This window comes from Pseudomonas sp. GW823-FHT05G12, from assembly GCF_058795575.1.
Genome location: NZ_CM179501.1, coordinates 1,787,621 through 1,803,544 on the forward strand (window position 1 = coordinate 1,787,621; position 15,924 = coordinate 1,803,544).

16 protein-coding genes are annotated in these 15,924 nt (G+C 61.2%); 5 read left to right on the forward strand and 11 right to left on the reverse strand.

What is annotated here, in order from left to right; translation table 11 throughout:
• Positions 1-93: 93 nt before the first annotated feature.
• Positions 94-534 (forward strand): GlcG/HbpS family heme-binding protein, encoded by a 441-nt coding sequence (locus AC3RCM_RS08300; protein WP_010955037.1) that lies wholly within the window; start codon positions 94-96, stop codon positions 532-534.
• Between the two features lie 120 nt (positions 535-654).
• Here the strand turns inward: AC3RCM_RS08300 and AC3RCM_RS08305 are convergent, their stop codons facing one another.
• Positions 655-1,266 (reverse strand): TetR/AcrR family transcriptional regulator, encoded by a 612-nt coding sequence (locus AC3RCM_RS08305; RefSeq protein WP_010955036.1) that lies wholly within the window; start codon positions 1,264-1,266, stop codon positions 655-657.
• 132 nt (positions 1,267-1,398) lie between these two features.
• Between AC3RCM_RS08305 and AC3RCM_RS08310 the strand changes: the two genes are divergently transcribed.
• The gene (locus AC3RCM_RS08310; protein WP_492629502.1) at positions 1,399-2,313 is read left to right on the forward strand and encodes a DUF808 domain-containing protein; all 915 of its coding nucleotides are present in this window, start codon (positions 1,399-1,401) and stop codon (positions 2,311-2,313) included.
• 139 nt (positions 2,314-2,452) lie between these two features.
• On the opposite strand, the gene AC3RCM_RS08315 is transcribed toward AC3RCM_RS08310, so the two are convergent.
• The 7 genes from AC3RCM_RS08315 to puuE form a co-directional block, all read right to left on the reverse strand.
• Positions 2,453-3,235, reverse strand: coding sequence for an outer membrane protein OmpK (locus tag AC3RCM_RS08315; protein WP_003254339.1), 783 nt, complete (start codon positions 3,233-3,235; stop codon positions 2,453-2,455).
• 353 nt (positions 3,236-3,588) lie between these two features.
• Positions 3,589-4,374 (reverse strand): outer membrane protein OmpK, encoded by a 786-nt coding sequence (locus AC3RCM_RS08320; RefSeq protein WP_003254337.1) that lies wholly within the window; start codon positions 4,372-4,374, stop codon positions 3,589-3,591.
• Positions 4,375-4,513: 139 nt separating this feature from the next.
• Entirely contained in the window at positions 4,514-5,869 is a 1,356-nt protein-coding gene (locus tag AC3RCM_RS08325; RefSeq protein WP_010955033.1) for a nucleobase:cation symporter-2 family protein, read from the reverse strand.
• 185 nt (positions 5,870-6,054) lie between these two features.
• A complete protein-coding gene (locus AC3RCM_RS08330) occupies positions 6,055-7,383 on the reverse strand; it encodes a urate hydroxylase PuuD (RefSeq protein WP_064493249.1) in 1,329 nt (442 codons plus the stop codon).
• A 44-nt stretch (positions 7,384-7,427) separates the two neighbouring features.
• Positions 7,428-7,931 (reverse strand): ureidoglycolate lyase, encoded by a 504-nt coding sequence (locus AC3RCM_RS08335; protein ID WP_003254333.1) that lies wholly within the window; start codon positions 7,929-7,931, stop codon positions 7,428-7,430.
• Between the two features lie 49 nt (positions 7,932-7,980).
• Positions 7,981-8,496 (reverse strand): 2-oxo-4-hydroxy-4-carboxy-5-ureidoimidazoline decarboxylase, encoded by a 516-nt coding sequence (gene uraD / locus AC3RCM_RS08340; RefSeq protein ID WP_010955031.1) that lies wholly within the window; start codon positions 8,494-8,496, stop codon positions 7,981-7,983.
• Positions 8,496-9,422 carry an allantoinase PuuE gene (gene puuE / locus AC3RCM_RS08345; protein WP_020193280.1) on the reverse strand — a complete coding sequence of 309 codons (927 nt, stop codon included), beginning with the start codon at positions 9,420-9,422 and terminating at the stop codon, positions 8,496-8,498. Before puuE ends, uraD begins: the two co-directional genes overlap by 1 nt.
• Before the next feature lie 399 nt (positions 9,423-9,821).
• On the opposite strand from puuE, the gene uraH reads away from it, so the two are divergent.
• Positions 9,822-10,175 carry a hydroxyisourate hydrolase gene (gene uraH, locus AC3RCM_RS08350; RefSeq protein WP_003254328.1) on the forward strand — a complete coding sequence of 118 codons (354 nt, stop codon included), beginning with the start codon at positions 9,822-9,824 and terminating at the stop codon, positions 10,173-10,175.
• 300 nt (positions 10,176-10,475) lie between these two features.
• On the opposite strand, the gene AC3RCM_RS08355 is transcribed toward uraH, so the two are convergent.
• Positions 10,476-11,825: an NCS2 family permease gene (locus tag AC3RCM_RS08355; protein ID WP_013973528.1), complete on the reverse strand. Its 1,350-nt coding sequence runs from the start codon at positions 11,823-11,825 to the stop codon at positions 10,476-10,478.
• A gap of 280 nt (positions 11,826-12,105) precedes the next feature.
• On the opposite strand from AC3RCM_RS08355, the gene AC3RCM_RS08360 reads away from it, so the two are divergent.
• Positions 12,106-12,861 (forward strand): GntR family transcriptional regulator, encoded by a 756-nt coding sequence (locus AC3RCM_RS08360; RefSeq protein ID WP_014590204.1) that lies wholly within the window; start codon positions 12,106-12,108, stop codon positions 12,859-12,861.
• 151 nt (positions 12,862-13,012) lie between these two features.
• A complete protein-coding gene (gene aqpZ, locus AC3RCM_RS08365; RefSeq protein ID WP_014590205.1) occupies positions 13,013-13,711 on the forward strand; it encodes an aquaporin Z in 699 nt (232 codons plus the stop codon).
• Here the strand turns inward: aqpZ and guaD are convergent.
• Positions 13,708-15,012 (reverse strand): guanine deaminase, encoded by a 1,305-nt coding sequence (guaD, locus tag AC3RCM_RS08370; protein WP_010955026.1) that lies wholly within the window; start codon positions 15,010-15,012, stop codon positions 13,708-13,710. The genes aqpZ and guaD overlap by 4 nt on opposite strands.
• 10 nt (positions 15,013-15,022) lie before the next feature.
• Positions 15,023-15,868 carry a xanthine dehydrogenase accessory protein XdhC gene (gene xdhC, locus AC3RCM_RS08375; RefSeq protein ID WP_064493458.1) on the reverse strand — a complete coding sequence of 282 codons (846 nt, stop codon included), beginning with the start codon at positions 15,866-15,868 and terminating at the stop codon, positions 15,023-15,025.
• Positions 15,869-15,924 lie beyond the last annotated feature (56 nt).

Below are 15,924 nucleotides of genomic sequence, written 5' to 3' on the forward strand. Positions count from 1 at the left end.
ATTGTATACAAAAATATCTCTCGTTGTGTTCTATTTGTTCGATCGGTTTTCAACTGCCCTTAGGGCTTCTCACAACAAGAAGAGGACCTTTCCATGAACGTTCTTAACCTGAAAGTCGCCGTCAGCCTGGTGAATGCCGCGCTGGTGGCGGGTCGCAAGATCAATGCCGCGCCGCTGACCGTGGCGGTGCTGGATGCCGGCGGGCACCTGCTGGCGCTGCAGCGCGAGGATGGCGCGAGCCTGATTCGGCCTGAAGTGGCCACTGGCAAAGCCTGGGGTGCGATTGCCCTGGGCAAGGGCTCGCGCTTGCTGGCGCTGGATGCGCAGCAGCGGCCGGCTTTTTTTGCCGCGTTGAACGGGATGGGTGAGCGGCCGGTGGTGCCGGCGCCGGGTGGGGTGCTGATTCGTGATCAGGACGGCAAGGTGCTGGGTGCCGTGGGGATCAGCGGCGATACGTCGGATATCGACGAGCAGTGTGCGATCAGTGCGATCGAGGAGGTGGGGTTGCGGGCAGATGCTGGGGTAGCGGCCTAAATCTCTATTGCCTGTTCTGGCCCATTCGCGGGCAAGCCCGCTCCTACAGGGACTCCACAACCTTCAGGCATGTGGATCCTCTGGGAGCGGGCTTGCCCGCGAATGGCCCTTCGAGATGGTTCAGGCTGCCTCAGGCTCACAACCTTTCAAGACCATACGAATGATGGTCTCGGCCGCCGCGTCATAATCACTGTCGGCCAACTTGGCCTTGCCGGTCACCGCAGAAATCTGCCAGTCGAAGTCGGCATAGGTCTGGGTCGCTGCCCAGATGCTGAACATCAGGTGATGCGCGTCCACATGGGCGATCTGCCCGCGGTCGATCCAGCGCTGGATGCACTCGATGTTGTGTCGGGCCTGTTCGTTCAACTGCTCGACCTGGTTCGGAGACAGGTGCGGCGCGCCATGCATGATCTCGCTGGCGAACACCTTGGACGCATGGGGCAGATCACGCGAAATGCGAATCTTCGAACGAATGTACGCACTCAGCACTTCCTTCGGGTCGCCGTCTGCATTGAACGGCGTGGATGCCTGCATGATCGGCGCGATGATGCTTTCAAGGACCTCGCGGTAGAGATTGTCCTTGGACTTGAAGTAGTAATACACGTTCGGCTTGGGCAGGCCGGCCTTGGCCGCGATATCGCTGGTCTTGGTGGCGGCGAAGCCCTTGTCGGCGAATTCCTCGCTGGCCGCGCGCAGGATCAATTCCTTGTTGCGCTCGCGAATGGTGCTCATGGTCAGGGATCTTCCTCGTGTCTGGCCACCTCTAAGAGGGATCGGGCATGGTAGCACCGGCCTCGACGGGCGCTCAAGGCAGCGGCTTTGGGCTAGAATCCGGCACATTGACTTATTTGGATACAAGCAAACATGGCAGGAAGCAGTCTACTGGTACTGATCGACGACATCGCCACGCTGCTGGATGACGTCTCGCTAATGACCAAAGTCGCGGCGAAAAAGACAGCGGGTGTGCTGGGTGACGACCTGGCGCTGAATGCCCAGCAGGTCACCGGCGTGCGTGCCGATCGTGAACTTCCGGTCGTCTGGGCGGTGGCCAAGGGGTCGTTCGTCAACAAGGCGATCCTGGTACCGGCCGCGTTGCTGATCAGTGCGTTCATACCCTGGGCGGTTACGCCGTTGTTGATGCTGGGTGGCGCGTTCCTGTGCTTCGAGGGTTTCGAGAAGCTGGCGCACAAGTTCTTGCACAGCAAGGAAGAGGATGAGGCACAGCACGAGGCGCGCAAGGAGGCCGTTGCCGATTCCAGCGTTGACCTGGTGGCTTTTGAAAAAGCCAAGATCAAGGGGGCGGTGCGTACCGACTTCATCCTGTCGGCAGAAATCATCGCCATTACCTTGGGTATCGTGGCTGACTCGCCGCTGACCCAGCAGATCATCGTGCTGTCGGGCATTGCGGTGGTGATGACCATTGGTGTGTATGGGTTGGTAGGCGGGATCGTCAAGCTTGACGACCTTGGGCTGTGGATGGCCCGCAAAACCTCCAGGCTGACTCAGGCAGTGGGTAACGGCATCCTGCGGGCAGCGCCGTACATGATGAAAAGCCTGTCGGTGATTGGTACTGCGGCGATGTTCCTGGTTGGCGGTGGGATCCTGGTGCATGGCATCGAGCCGCTGCATCATGCCATCGAGGCGTTCAGCGAAGGGCGTGGCGGGGCGCTGACCGGGGCGTTGCTCAACGCTGGGGTCGGGGTTGTGGCCGGTGCCATGGTGCTGGCGGTGGTCAGTGCTGCGGGGAAGTTGTGGCGGGCGCTCAGACCTGCCAATTGAGGCGCCTGGCCGGGGCTTTGCCCCGGTTCGCGCGTGAACCCGCCCCTACCAGGTACCGCGTTTGCCTTGCACCCGGCGCGTCCCCTGTAGGAGCGGGTTTACCCGCGAATGGGCCGCAAAGCGGCCCCGCTAACTCAGTTCAGAAGTGAACCTTGACCAGGAAGCTCATGGTGTTCTGGTCGGTAGTGAAGGCATCGCTGTCCTTGATGCCGTACTTGTTCTTCCAGTAGTCATACTCCACACCCACGTACAGCTGTTTCTCACCCAGGTGCAATGCCTTGCCCAGGTCGTACTTGATCTGCGGGTTGAAGTGCAGGTTGGCCTGGTAGGTGCCGCGGCGGTTCTCGTCGTTGTCCACCACCCAGTCCATGAAGCCGTCGATCAGCACGTCGGAATCTCCGACCGGAATGGTGTACGACCACACCGGGGTGATCTGCCACACGTTGTCGCCGGCGCGGCTGCCGTCGGTGGTGCGGTTGTAGAAGTTCAGCTGGAAGTAGTCGAAGCCCGGGATGGCCAGGTCGAAGCCCGGGCCGATCAGGTAAGACTCGGTGTCACCCTCGCCAAACTCGTAGGTCATCGCCAGCAGCACGTCCTTGACCGGGCCAAACTCGATCTTCTGGTCGAAAATCTTGCCGAACGACAGGCGTGGGCTGATCTCACCGTAGTAGGTGTTCGGGCCGTTGCCGGCGTCTTTCTGGCCCTGGTAGAAGATCTTGTCGACGAAAATGAAGTTGTCGCCGTACTTCCAGCCATCGGCGTGCTCGAAGGTGACGGTTTGCTGAATCGCCGGGTTGACCTTGAAGTTCTTGCCCCATAGGTAGGTCAGGCTGTTGTTCTGCCATTGCAGCAGGTCGCCGCCGAAGGTGGTGCCGCAGGCCAGCAGGCCGCCGGCAAGGATCAGGCTCTTGATAGTACGCATTGCGAGTGTCGCTCCCTTGATTGATCTGTTGTCAGCGCTCGGTGTCGGCGCTTTTTTTGTCTTTTGAGTCAGCTTTTTTCGATAGGCCACAGCTGTTTGGCAAGGGTTGGGCCAACTTTTCCGGGTTGGCAAAACCTTCCTGCTCGACTTCGTTCTGAACGGATGAAAAGGGTATTTCAGGCTGGCAACACGTTGGCCAACCGCCCGAATTCATTGACTGAGCGGTCAGTAAACGCAGGCAGAATCCGTTCTGCCCTGATCGAGGGGGCGCGCAGATTACTGGCTTGCGCGCCGCGCCTCAAGTGCTCCGTCCTGGAGCGGGGTGATTCAAACTTGTGCGTTTGGTCAACTTCCTAGAAGTGCACCTTGATCAGCGCACTGGCGACGCTCTGGTTGCTGTCCAGGTTGCCGCGGCTGTCAATGCCGTACTTGTCTTTCCAGTAGCTGTATTCAAAGCCGACGTAGAGCTGCTTGGCGCCCAGGTTCAGCGCCTTGCCCAGGTCGTATTTGACCTGCGGGTTGAAGTGCAGGTTGGCGTGATAGGTGCCACGGCGGGTCTGGTCATTGTCGGTAACCCAGTCCATGTAACCGTCGATCAGAATGTCTGACCGGCCTACGGGGAGGGTGTACGACCAGCCGGGGGTAATCTGCCAGACGTTGTCACCGGGGCGGCTGCCTTCGGTGTTACGCACGTAGAAATTGAGGGTGAAATAGTTGAAGCCGGGGATGTTCAAGTCGAAGCCTGGGCCGATCAGGTAGGCCTCGTTGTCGCCTTCACCGCGCTCGTAGGTCATGGCCAGCAGCACGTCCTTGATCGGACCGAAGGCAAGCTTGCGGTCGAAGATCTTGCCCAATGACAGGCGTGGGCTGAACTCGCCGTAGTAGGTGGTCACACCTTTGCCGGGGTCGGCCTTGCCGTTGTAGAAGATCTTGTCGACGAACATGAAGGTGTCGCCGTACTTCCATTTGTTGGCGTGCTCGAAGGTGATGGTCTGCTGGATATCAGGGTTGACCTTGAAGTCCTTGCCGTACAGGTAGGTCAGGCTTTCGCCGTGCCATTGCAGCCATTCGCCTGCGTGCGAGGGTAGGGTGGCCAGCAGGCTGCTGCCCAACAACAGGGACGTGGTGATGCGCTTCATGTTGTGATTCCCGGACTTATTGTTTTTGTTGGCGTTTTTTTGGCGCGCAGGCGCCCCGGGCGACCCATTCCGGCGGGTCGACGGCGTAGCGGTTACTGCAGAGGTGAACGAGGGGCGGCCATGCACCGCCCCCCTTGGCTCAATGCTGGTGACAGACGTCGTTGTGCATTGCGCGGTCGGCACCGCCAAGGATGTTGAACAATACGTTCAACACCAGGGCACAGACCGTGGCCATGGCGATACCGCTGTGGGTGATGGGTTCCATCCACTGTGGCATCTGGGCAAAGAACTCCGGACGCACCACGGGGATCAACCCGAAGCCGACGCTCACGGCAACCAACAGCTGGTTGCGGCGGTCGCCGATGTCCGCCTCCTGAAGAATCTTGATCCCGGTGGCAGTGACCATGCCGAACATGGCGATGGACGCGCCGCCCAGTACTGCGGGCGGGATCGAGGCAATCAGGAAGGCCGCCTTGGGCAGCAGGCTGAGCAGGATCAGCAGTGCACCGGCCACGATGGTGACATAGCGGCAGCGCACCCCGGTCATTTGCACCAGGCCGATGTTCTGGGCGAACGAGGAGTGGGTGAAGGTGTTGAAGAAGCCTGCAATGAACGACGCACCGGCATCGCACAGCAGGCCGCGACGCAGCATGCCAGGGGTTACTTCACGATCAGTCACCTTGCCCAAGGCCAGGAACATGCCGGTGGACTCGACGAAGATGATCACCACTACCAGGCACATGGACAGGATCGGCGCCAGGCTGAAGGTCGGCATGCCGAAGTGCAGTGGGGTGACCACCTGCAACCACGGTGCTTCATTCAGGCCCGACAGGTCGACCATGCCGATGGAGCCGGCCAGGATGTAGCCAAGGCCCATGCCCACCAGTACCGACACGTTTACCCAGAAACCGCGCATGAAGCGGTTGATCAGCAGGATCACGGCCAGTACCAGGCCGGCCACCAGCAGGTAGATCGGCGAGCCGAACGTTTCTGCTTCATGGCCGCCACCGGCCCAGTTGACAGCCACCGGGAACAGCGACAGGCCAATCGAGGTGATCACCGTACCGGTGACCAGCGGTGGGAAGAAGCGGACAACCTTGGACATGAACGGCGCGATCAGCATGCCGAAGAACCCGGCAGCGATGGTCGCGCCGAAGATCCCCTGCAGGCCCACGCCGGGCATGCCGGCCATGGCCACCATGCTGCCGACGGCAGCGAAACTGGCACCCATCATCACCGGCATGCGGATGCCCACCGGGCCGATACCGAACGACTGGATGATGGTAGCGACGCCAGCGACAAGCAGGTCGGCGTTGATCAGGAAAGCGACTTCTTCACGGGACAACCCGGCGGCCTGGCCGATGATCAACGGCACGGCGATCGCGCCACCGTACATCAGCAGAACGTGTTGCAGGCCAACCAGGATCAGTTGGAACAGGGGCAAGGGTTCGCGCGGCGGCGCAATGGGGATATACGCCTTGCGTGACTCGGACATGCAGCACCTCGAGTTTTGTTTTTATTCTCGGATCCAAGCGGCAGGCTTCATGCCTGCGCGCTCGATGCTTGCTTGTTGCGTAACACATGGAGCTTGAGGCTGGGGCTATCGGCCTCTTCGCGGGCAAGCCCGCTCCTACAGGGGAAGGTGATTCCCTTGGGGGCGGGTTGCCTGGCGAGGTGCTGTCAGTTGACCTGGGCGCCTTTGGCGATCCATTCGCCGACGAGCTTGCGCTCTTCGGTGGTCATCTGGGTGATGTTGCCCAGCGGCATGATCTGGCTGGCAACCGCTTGCGCCTGAATGCGCGCGGCCTGGGCCTGGATCTGCTGCGGAGTGTCGAACATCACGCCGGCAGGGGCGGTGCTGAACAGTGGGCTGGTCGGCTTGGACGAGTGGCACACAGTGCAGCGTTCCTGGATGACATTGTGGATCTTGTCGAATTCGCCACCTCCGGCCTGGGCAGCGGCCTGGGCCGGTGCTTGCGCAGGTGCGGCGGGTGCTTCGGCAGCCTTGGCGGCGTCCTCGGCACGCTGCTCGGCAGCCGTCTTGCCGCCTACCGCAGTTGCCGGCAGCGGTTGGTACTCGATCTTCGCTGCGGCTTGCTCAGGGCTTACGGCAATCGGTTTCGGGCCGGTAACGTAAGCCAGGCAGATCATCGCCAGAGCGCCGACGGGCAGGGTCCAGGCGTACTTGTTGCTGTCGTGGCGGGTGTTGAAGTAGTGGCGGATCAGAACCGCGGCTACTGCGATACCGGCCAGGATCAGCCAGTTGTACTGGCTACCGTAGGTGCTCGGGAAATGGTTGCTGATCATGATGAACAGCACCGGCAGGGTGAAGTAGTTGTTGTGACGCGAGCGCAGCAGGCCCTTGGCCGGCAGTACCGGGTCGGGCGTCTGGTTGTTCTCGATCGCCGCCACCAGCTGGCGTTGGGCCGGCATGATGATGCGGAACACGTTACCGACCATGATGGTGCCGATGATCGCGCCGGTGTGCAGGTAGGCGCCACGGCCGCTGAACACCAGGCTGAAGCCCCAGCAGGCAGCGATGATCAGCACGAACAGCACAGCACCGAGCAGCGCTGGCTTCTTGCCCAGGGGCGAGTCGCACAGGAAGTCGTAGATGAACCATCCCGCGATCAGCGAGCCGATACCGATGGCCACGCCTTCGGCACCGCTCAGGGTGCTGCCAGGTGCCAGCAGGTACAGGGTCGGGTTCCAGTAGAACACCACGCACAGCAGGGCGATACCGGACATCCAGGTGAAGTAGGCTTCCCATTTGAACCAGTGCAGGTTCTCGGGCATTTTCGGGGGGGCGAGCTTGTATTTCTCCAGGTGGTAGATACCACCGCCGTGAATCGCCCAGAGATCACCCGACAACCCATCGCGCGGGTTGCTTCGGTTCAGGTGGTTCTCCAGCCAGACGAAGTAGAACGATGCACCGATCCAGGCGACGCCGGTGATCATGTGAACCCAGCGAATGCTCAGGTTCAGCCATTCGTGAAGGTGTGCTTCCACAGTATGTACCTCTGCCAGTCACCGAGAAGATGACTGACCTTTTCTTATTGGTGGGGATTGAGGATCAGCATCTGTTCCTCGGTGAAGTAATGCTCATCGCAGTTGTTGCCAGAACCACTGCGATCAACCACCAGGAAATCATCCCGCTTTTCGATCGTCAGCACCGGGTGGTGCCAGACGCCGCGATGGTAATTAACGCCCTGCCTGCCATTACTGCGGAAGGCTCGGACCAAGCCTGATACAGGTGCATCGCCAACGGGCGCGACCACGATCAGAAAGGGGTTGCCGAGCAGCGGGATGAAAGCCTGGCTGCCCAGCGGATGGCGTTCCAGCATGCGCACGGTCAGCGGCATGTCCTGCGCGTCGGCGCGGAAGATGCTGATGATCGCCTTGTCTTCAGGCTCGGCGGTTTCGACCGTGGCGAGCTTGTGAAAGCGCATGGTCGAGCCGTTGTTGATCATGAAGTGGTCGCTGCCGTCGGTTTCGATCACGTCTCCGAACTGGGCGAAGGCTTCTTTGGTCAAGGGCTCGATCATCAGGGTGCGCATGCGGTTATCTCTTCTATTGTTCGTTTTCTGAATAAGGTTCGGCTGTTGCTTACAGCTGCAGCAGGCGGAACAGGGCGATCAGGTTGATCTGCGCCAGGGCTTCCTTGAATTCGGCATCGGCATCGTTGTGGATGCGTTTTTCAAAGGCGGCGAGAATCTGGTGCCGGTTACTGCCCTTCACCGCCATGATGAACGGGAACTGGAACTTGGCCTTGTAGGCATCGTTCAGTTCGGTGAACCGGGCGAACTCTTCGGCGGTGCACTGGTGGATACCGGCACCGGCCTGTTCGTTGGTGCTCGATTCGGTCAGTTCGCCCTGGATGGCGGCCTTGCCTGCCAGGTCCGGGTGAGCATTGATCAGCGCGAGCTGGTCAGCGTGGTTGGCGCTGAGCAGGATGTCGCTCATGCGCTGGTGCAGCGCCTCGATCTCGTCCAGCTCGCCCAGTTGGCCCAGGTCGTAGGCTTTTTCGGCAACCCACGGCGAGTGCTCGTAGATGTCGGCGAAGGCCTTGACGAAGGCGTCACGGTCCAGGGTGGATGGTTTGAGGGTATTGAAGGCGGTCATCAGGCGTTCTCATTCTTGTACGGGTGGGTGGCGTGCCAGTGGCGGGCGATATCCACGCGACGGGCGAACCAGACCTGGTCATGACTTTTTGCGTAATCGACGAAGCGCTTGAGTGCAGCCAGGCGTGCCGGGCGGCCGACCAGGCGGCAGTGCAGGCCGATGGAAAGCATTTTCGGTGCTTCGGCGCCTTCGGCGTACAGCACATCAAAGGCGTCTTTCAGGTACTGGAAGAACTGCTCGCCGCAGTTGAAGCCCTGTACCTGGGTGAAGCGCATGTCGTTGGTGTCCAGGGTGTAGGGGATCACCAGGTGCGGCTTGCCGGTGGGGTTGTTCGGCTCCCAGTAGGGCAGGTCGTCGTCGTAGGTGTCGCTGTCATAGAGGAAACCACCTTCCTCCATCACCAGGCGGCGGGTGTTCGGGCCGGTACGGCCGGTGTACCAGCCCAGCGGGCGCTCGCCGGTGAGTTCGGTGAGGATACGGATGGCTTCGAGCATGTGCTCGCGCTCCTGGGCCTCGTCCATGTTCTGGTAGTCGATCCAGCGGTAGCCATGGCTGCAGATCTCGTGGCCGGCTTCGACCATGGCGCGGATCACGTCGGGGTGGCGCTGGGCGGCCATGGCCACGGCGAAGATGGTGAGTGGCACGCCGCTGTCCTTGAACAGCTTCAGCAGGCGCCATACACCGGCACGGCTGCCGTATTCATACAGCGACTCCATGCTCATGTTGCGCTGGCCCTGCAGGGGTTGGGCAGCGACCATCTCGGACAGGAAGGCTTCGGATTCCTTGTCACCGTGCAGGATGTTGCGTTCGCCACCTTCCTCGTAATTGAGGACGAAAGACAGCGCGATGCGGGCGTTGCCCGGCCATTGCGGGTGAGGAGGGTTGTTGCCGTAACCGATCAGGTCGCGAGGGTAATCAGCGCTCACTGCAGTCTTCCTTCTTGTGCGTTAGTGCGGGGGGTGGGCGGGCCGCGTCGGTATGTCGCACCACCGGATGGGCTGATTGTATACAACTTCTGAAATCTTTTGTAAGCCTGTTTTTCCGCATTTCTTCCCTTTTGTCGCCTCGCAGCGACCTGGAAATACAGTGCAAGAAACCTGCCTGTTTGGTCAGCTAATGAGGTTGGCATCGTTATGGTGCGTGTATTTGCGACCGATGGGTCGTTTATGGGCAGCAAATGGAGGGTGTGACAGAGGGGATCAAAAAATTGTGTACAATCCTTGGATGGAATGTCTTAATAACGTCATTCCCGCCTGCCGCAGGCGCTAAGCTGGTGCGATGGCTGAGTATTTTTTGCCCACAGATTGAACAAGAGGCGACACGCAATGGGACGTTTGACCACACACGTACTGGATGCCGCGCATGGCTGCCCGGGTAGCTCGATCAAGGTCGAGCTGTACCGCGTCGAAGGCCAGCAACTGGAGCTGGTGAACACCGCCCTGACCAACAGCGATGGCCGCGTCGACGCGCCGCTGCTGCAGGGGGACGATTACCGCACTGGCGTTTACCAGTTGCAGTTCAGCGCTGGGGATTACTACCGCGCCCGTGGCGTGCAATTGCCGGCCCAGGCGTTTCTGGATGTTGTCGTGCTGCGCTTTGGCATCGACGAGTCGCAGGAGCACTACCATGTGCCGCTGCTGATTTCGCCGTACAGCTATTCGACCTATCGTGGAAGCTAGTTGGTCGCTAGAAGAATCTTCGTAGGTCCTTTGGCCCGCTCTCACACTGGCGGGCTTTTTTTCGTCTGCTGTTTTTGTGTGGCCTGTGCCGGCCTCTTCGCGGGTGAACCCGCTCCTACGGCGGGCTGTGTCCAACTGTCCACCCCGTGGTAGGAGCGGGTTTACCCGCGAATACGGTGGCGGCAGCAACGGTGAACGGCGGGTGGAGATTGGCCAGCAGGGCCGGCCTCTTCGCGGGTGAACCCGCTCCTACGACGGGCTGTATCCAACTGTCCACCCCCGGGGTAGAAGCGCCCTCGGTCAGAGGAACACGAACTTGGCAATGAAGATCGCGCACAGCACCCACAGGCTGGCCGAGATTTCCTTGTATTTGCCGGTACCCGCCTTCAATGCCACATAGCTGATGAAGCCCAGGGCAATACCATCGGCGACCGAGAACGTCAGCGGCATCATGATCACCGTGACGATCGCCGGAATGCTGTCGGTGGCCTCATCCCAATGGATATGCGCCATGCTGCCCATCATCAGCATTGCAACATAGATCAGTGCACCTGCTGTCGCATAGGCCGGAATCATCCCGGCCAGCGGCGCGAAGAACATCGCGGCGATGAACAGCAGGCCTACCACCACAGCCGTCAGGCCAGTTCGGCCACCTGCGGCAACCCCCGCAGCACTCTCCACATAGCTGGTCACCGGCGGTACACCGACCACCGCGCCGAACACACTCGAGGCACTGTCAGCCTTCAACGCCTTCGACAGGTTCTCGATCCGCCCGTCCGGCGCCACCAGGTTGGCCCGTTGCGCGACGCCCATCAGGGTGCCGGCAGTGTCGAACATGTGCACGAAGAGGAACGCCAGCACCACGCTGATCATGCTGACGTTGAACACGCCAGCCACGTCCATGGCCATCCAGGTGGGCGCCAGGCTCGGCGGCATCGACATCACCCCGCCAAATTTGACCAGGCCCAGGCCCCAGCCGGCCAGGGTGACGCCAATGATGCTGATCAGGATCGCGCCGAATACCCGCTTGTAGCTGAGGATGGCGATCAGCAGGAAGCACACGGCCGCCAGCAGCGGCCCCGGCTCATGCAGCGAGCCCAGCTTGATCAGGGTGGCGGGGCTGTCGACGATGATGCCTGCAGTCTTCAGGCCGATCAGCCCGAGAAACAATCCGACGCCGGCCCCCATGGCATGGCGCAGGCTGACCGGAATGCTGTTGAGCAGCCATTCGCGCACTTTCGACAAGGTCAGGAACATGAACAACACGCCCGAGACGAATACCGCCCCCAGCGCCGTTTCCCAGTTGTAGCCCATGGTGCCGACCACGGTGTAGGTAAAGAAGGCATTGAGCCCCATGCCTGGCGCCAGGCCCACCGGCCAGTTGGCGTACAGGCCCATCAGCAGGCAGCCCAGCGCGGCGGCGATGCAGGTGGCGACGAAAGCGGCACCATGGTCGATGCCGGCGTCGGCCATGATGTTGGGGTTGACGAAGATGATGTAGGCCATGGTGATGAAGGTGGTCACCCCAGCGATCATTTCGGTTCTGACGGTGCTGCCGTGTTGCTTGAGTTTGAAAATCCGCTCCAGCCAGCTCGTTTCGAGCGGTGGGGCAAGATCCAGCGTAGGGGCTTCGGATTTGCGGCTTTCCACAGCGAGTACTCCTCAAGTCGTTCTTGTTGTTATGGAGCCAGTTTCCTGAGCGATGCACTTGGCGGCTCCGCGGGAAGGCAGACGTCTGACCGTTTGTTGACTTATGGGTCAAGAAGTTGCTCGGTGGATTATGCTTTTGTGTACAAATAAAGCAAATAATGTTTTATGTTTTGTATGCGCAATGTGTCGTACAACGGCTATATAGGTAAAACGCCCCCTGCGGAATCGCCTCAGCCTGTGTACAATGGCGCCATACTTTCTCTTCGTGCCTCGAGAGCCCATGAACGAACAGCTGCAACCTCTGAAGAAACCTGCACGAGTCGGCAAGGCCGGCCGCAGCGGTACCCAGGACGACATCGTCTACGCGCATATTTTCGAGGCGATCCTCGAGCAGCGTCTGGCTCCGGGCACCAAGTTGAGCGAGGAAGCGCTGGGCGAGATCTTTGGCGTCAGCCGCACCATCATCCGCCGCGCCTTGTCGCGCCTGGCCCACGAAAGCGTGGTGCTGCTGCGGCCGAACCGCGGCGCGGTGGTGGCCAGCCCGACCGTCGAAGAGGCGCGCCAGGTGTTCTTCTCGCGGCGCATGGTCGAACGCGCCATCACCGAGCTGGCGGTGCAGCATGCCACCCCCGAGCAGCTCAACGAGCTGCGGCAGATGGTGCGCGAAGAGCGCGACAGCTTCTCGCGCGGTGACCGGGGTGCCGGTATCCGCCTTTCCGGTGAGTTCCACCTCAAGCTGGCCGAAGCGGCGGGCAATGCACCGCTGGTGAGTTTCCAGCGCAGCCTGGTCTCGCAGACTTCGCTGATCATTGCCCAGTACGAAAGCGGCAACCGCTCCCACTGCTCTTACGATGAACACATGCAGCTCATCGATGCCATCGAGGCACGCGATGCCGAGCAGGCGGTGAGCCTGATGATGCATCACATGGACCACATCGACAGCAAGCTGAACCTGGACGAGGAGAGCGCCTCGGACGATTTGCATGCCGTGTTCTCGCATCTGTTGAAAAAACCCAAGGTTTCCGTCAAGGGTTGATCGTTTGCCTGCGTGATCGAGGGGCTGCAAGGCAGCCCTTCCAGCCACTACTGGCCATAACCCAAAGGTCTGCTAAATTCTTGTGAGCAAACCTTCATCAAGCAGTTGGGCTTGCGCATTCGTTGCGTTCAACTTCTTGAGGAATGGATTCATGAGCATGTCCCTGGGTAAACGCATGGGGGCCGAACTGATCGGCACCTTCTGGCTGGTCCTTGGTGGCTGTGGCAGTGCGGTACTCGCAGCCAGTTCCCCTCTCGGCATCGGTGTGCTCGGTGTCGCCTTCGCCTTCGGCCTCACCGTACTGACCATGGCCTTCGCCATCGGCCATATTTCTGGTTGCCATCTAAACCCTGCCGTGTCGTTCGGGCTGGTGGTGGGCGGGCGCTTCCCGGCAAAAGAGCTGCTGCCTTATGTGATCGCCCAGGTGATCGGTGCCATCCTGGCGGCCGGTGTGATCTACCTCATCGCCAGCGGCAAGGCCGGTTTCGAGCTGTCTGCGGGGTTGGCTTCAAACGGCTACGCCGACCACTCGCCCGGTGGCTATACGCTGGGTGCGGGCTTTGTCAGTGAAGTGGTGATGACGGCGATGTTCCTGGTGGTCATCATGGGGGCGACCGACGCCCGCGCACCGGCAGGTTTTGCACCCATCGCCATCGGCCTGGCCCTGACCCTGATCCACCTGATCTCGATCCCGGTGACCAATACCTCGGTCAACCCCGCGCGAAGCACGGGGCCGGCCTTGTTCGTCGGTGGCTGGGCCCTGCAGCAGCTGTGGCTGTTCTGGGTGGCGCCGCTGATCGGTGCTGCTATCGGCGGCGCGCTGTATCGGGGCCTGGCGAAAGAACCTTAACGCTGGTGCACGCAGCGCCCGGCGGCGTAGGTTTCACGTACGGTACGGTCATCGCCCAGGGTGGTGAGCACGAACAAGGTTTCTTCGATGCTGTTGGACTGCTGGATGCGGTAGTCCAGCAGTGGCGTGGCCTTGTAGTCCAGCACCACGAAGTCGGCATCATTGCCCGGGCGCAGGCTACCGATACGGTCGTCCAGGCGTAGCGCGCGGGCGCCGCCGAGGGTGGCCAGGTACAGCGATTTGTACGGATGCAGGCGCGCGCCTTGCAGCTGCATCACCTTGTATGCCTCGTTCAGGGTGTTCAGCAGAGAGAAACTGGTGCCGGCGCCAACGTCGGTACCCAAGCCCACGTTGACCCCGAACCGCTCGGCCTGGGGCAGGTTGAACAGGCCGCTGCCGAGGAACAGGTTGGAGGTGGGGCAGAAGGCCACGGCCGAGCCGGTTTCGGCCAGGCGTTGGCACTCTTCGTCGCACAGGTGCACGCCGTGGGCAAACACCGAGCGCTCGCCCAGTAGCTCGAAGTGATCGTAGACGTCCAGATAACCCTTCTGCTCGGGGAACAGCGACTTGACCCAGTCGATTTCCTTAAGGTTTTCCGACAGGTGCGTGTGCATGTACACGCCCGGGTGCTCCTTGAGCAATTGGCCGGCCAGGGTCAATTGTTCCGGCGTGCTGGTTGGGGCGAACCGCGGGGTAACGGCATAATGCAGGCGGCCCTTGCCATGCCAGCGCTCGATCAGTGCCTTGCTTTCGGCATAGCCCGATTCGGCGGTGTCGGTCAGGTAGTCCGGCGCGTTGCGGTCCATCATCACCTTGCCGGCGATCAGGCGCAGGTCCAGGCGTTCAGCCTCTTCGAACAGGGCATTCACCGACTCCGGGTGCACGCTGCCGAATACCAGCGCAGTGGTGGTGCCGTTGCGCAGCAGTTCCTTGAGGAAGATCTTCGCCACCTGGTCGGCGTGGCCTTTGTCGGCGAACTGTTTTTCGCAGGGGAAGGTGTAGGTATTGAGCCAATCCAGCAGCTGCTCGCCGTAGGAACCGATCATGCCGGTCTGCGGGAAGTGGATGTGGGTATCGATGAAGCCCGGGGTGATCAGCGCGTCCTGGTAGTGCTCGACCGGGATGCCGGCATCCAGCGTCGGCAGCAGTTCACTGGCGTGCCCCACGGCGCTGATGCGGCCATCGTCGACCACCAGCAGGCCGTCTTCGTAGTATTCATGGGAAGCCTCCAGGCCCACCTCGGCCGGGTCGGCAATGCTGTGCAGGATGGCGGCACGGTAGGCTTTGCGGGTAACGGTCATAACACACTCGTCAAATGGCTTGGCTGCGCCGGGAGGGCGGCAGCAACTGGGCGATGGGGCCGGCATTGGCGGCAGCGTCGTGCTGGCCGAAGCAGGCGTTGTAAGTGGCAATGATTTCACCGGCGATGGACACGGCGATCTCGATGGGCAGCTTGCCTTTGACCTCGGCCAGGCCCATCGGGCAGCGCATGCGTGCCATCACGGCCTCGTCGAAGCCTCGTTCGCGCAGGCGGTGCTCGAACTTGACCCGTTTGGTCTTCGAGCCGATCAGGCCGAACCAGGTGAAATCGTTGCGCTTGAGAATGGCGGCGGTCAGTTCCAGGTCGAGCTGGTGGTTGTGGGTCATGACGATGCAGTAGCTGCCGGGCGGCAGGTCTGCGATTTCGTCGACCGGTTCCTCACTGACGACCTTGGTCACCCCATTGGGGATGAGTTCGGGGAATTCCTGTTCACGCGAGTCGATCCAGCGCACCCGGCAGGGGAGCGCGGCGAGCAAGGGTACCAGAGCCCTGCCGACATGGCCCGCGCCGAACACGGCGATCTGCGCCTGTACCGCTGCCATCGGCTCGAACAGCAGCACGGTGGCGCCGCCGCAACACTGGCCCAGGCTGGCACCGAGGCTGAAGCGCTCCAGGTGCGGGGTGGTGCGCTGCTCTTCGAGCATTTGCCGGGCGATGTGCAGCGCCTTGTATTCCAGGTGGCCGCCGCCGATGGTGTCGAACAGGCCGCTGGCGCTGACCACCATCTTCGAGCCTGCGTTGCGCGGGGTAGAGCCGCGCTCTTCGATGATGGTCACCAGCACGCAGGCTTCGCCACGGGACTGGTGGTCGGCGAGGGCGTTGATCCATTGGTGCATGATGCAACCTCTCTAAGCCATGCTGCCGACCCTGGTAGGAGCGGGTTTACCCGCGA

Bases quoted from the DNA above. Each gene is read 5' to 3' on its own strand.
- AC3RCM_RS08300 (WP_010955037.1), top strand. From the start codon at position 94: ATGAACGTTCTTAACCTGAAAGTCGCCGTCAGCCTGGTGAATGCCGCG.
- AC3RCM_RS08305 (WP_010955036.1), bottom strand. From the start codon at position 1,266: ATGAGCACCATTCGCGAGCGCAACAAGGAATTGATCCTGCGCGCGGCC.
- AC3RCM_RS08310 (WP_492629502.1), top strand. From the start codon at position 1,399: ATGGCAGGAAGCAGTCTACTGGTACTGATCGACGACATCGCCACGCTG.
- AC3RCM_RS08315 (WP_003254339.1), bottom strand. From the start codon at position 3,235: ATGCGTACTATCAAGAGCCTGATCCTTGCCGGCGGCCTGCTGGCCTGC.
- AC3RCM_RS08320 (WP_003254337.1), bottom strand. From the start codon at position 4,374: ATGAAGCGCATCACCACGTCCCTGTTGTTGGGCAGCAGCCTGCTGGCC.
- AC3RCM_RS08325 (WP_010955033.1), bottom strand. From the start codon at position 5,869: ATGTCCGAGTCACGCAAGGCGTATATCCCCATTGCGCCGCCGCGCGAA.
- AC3RCM_RS08335 (WP_003254333.1), bottom strand. From the start codon at position 7,931: ATGCGCACCCTGATGATCGAGCCCTTGACCAAAGAAGCCTTCGCCCAG.
- uraD (WP_010955031.1), bottom strand. From the start codon at position 8,496: ATGACCGCCTTCAATACCCTCAAACCATCCACCCTGGACCGTGACGCC.
- uraH (WP_003254328.1), top strand. From the start codon at position 9,822: ATGGGACGTTTGACCACACACGTACTGGATGCCGCGCATGGCTGCCCG.
- AC3RCM_RS08360 (WP_014590204.1), top strand. From the start codon at position 12,106: ATGAACGAACAGCTGCAACCTCTGAAGAAACCTGCACGAGTCGGCAAG.
- aqpZ (WP_014590205.1), top strand. From the start codon at position 13,013: ATGAGCATGTCCCTGGGTAAACGCATGGGGGCCGAACTGATCGGCACC.
- guaD (WP_010955026.1), bottom strand. From the start codon at position 15,012: ATGACCGTTACCCGCAAAGCCTACCGTGCCGCCATCCTGCACAGCATT.
- xdhC (WP_064493458.1), bottom strand. From the start codon at position 15,868: ATGCACCAATGGATCAACGCCCTCGCCGACCACCAGTCCCGTGGCGAA.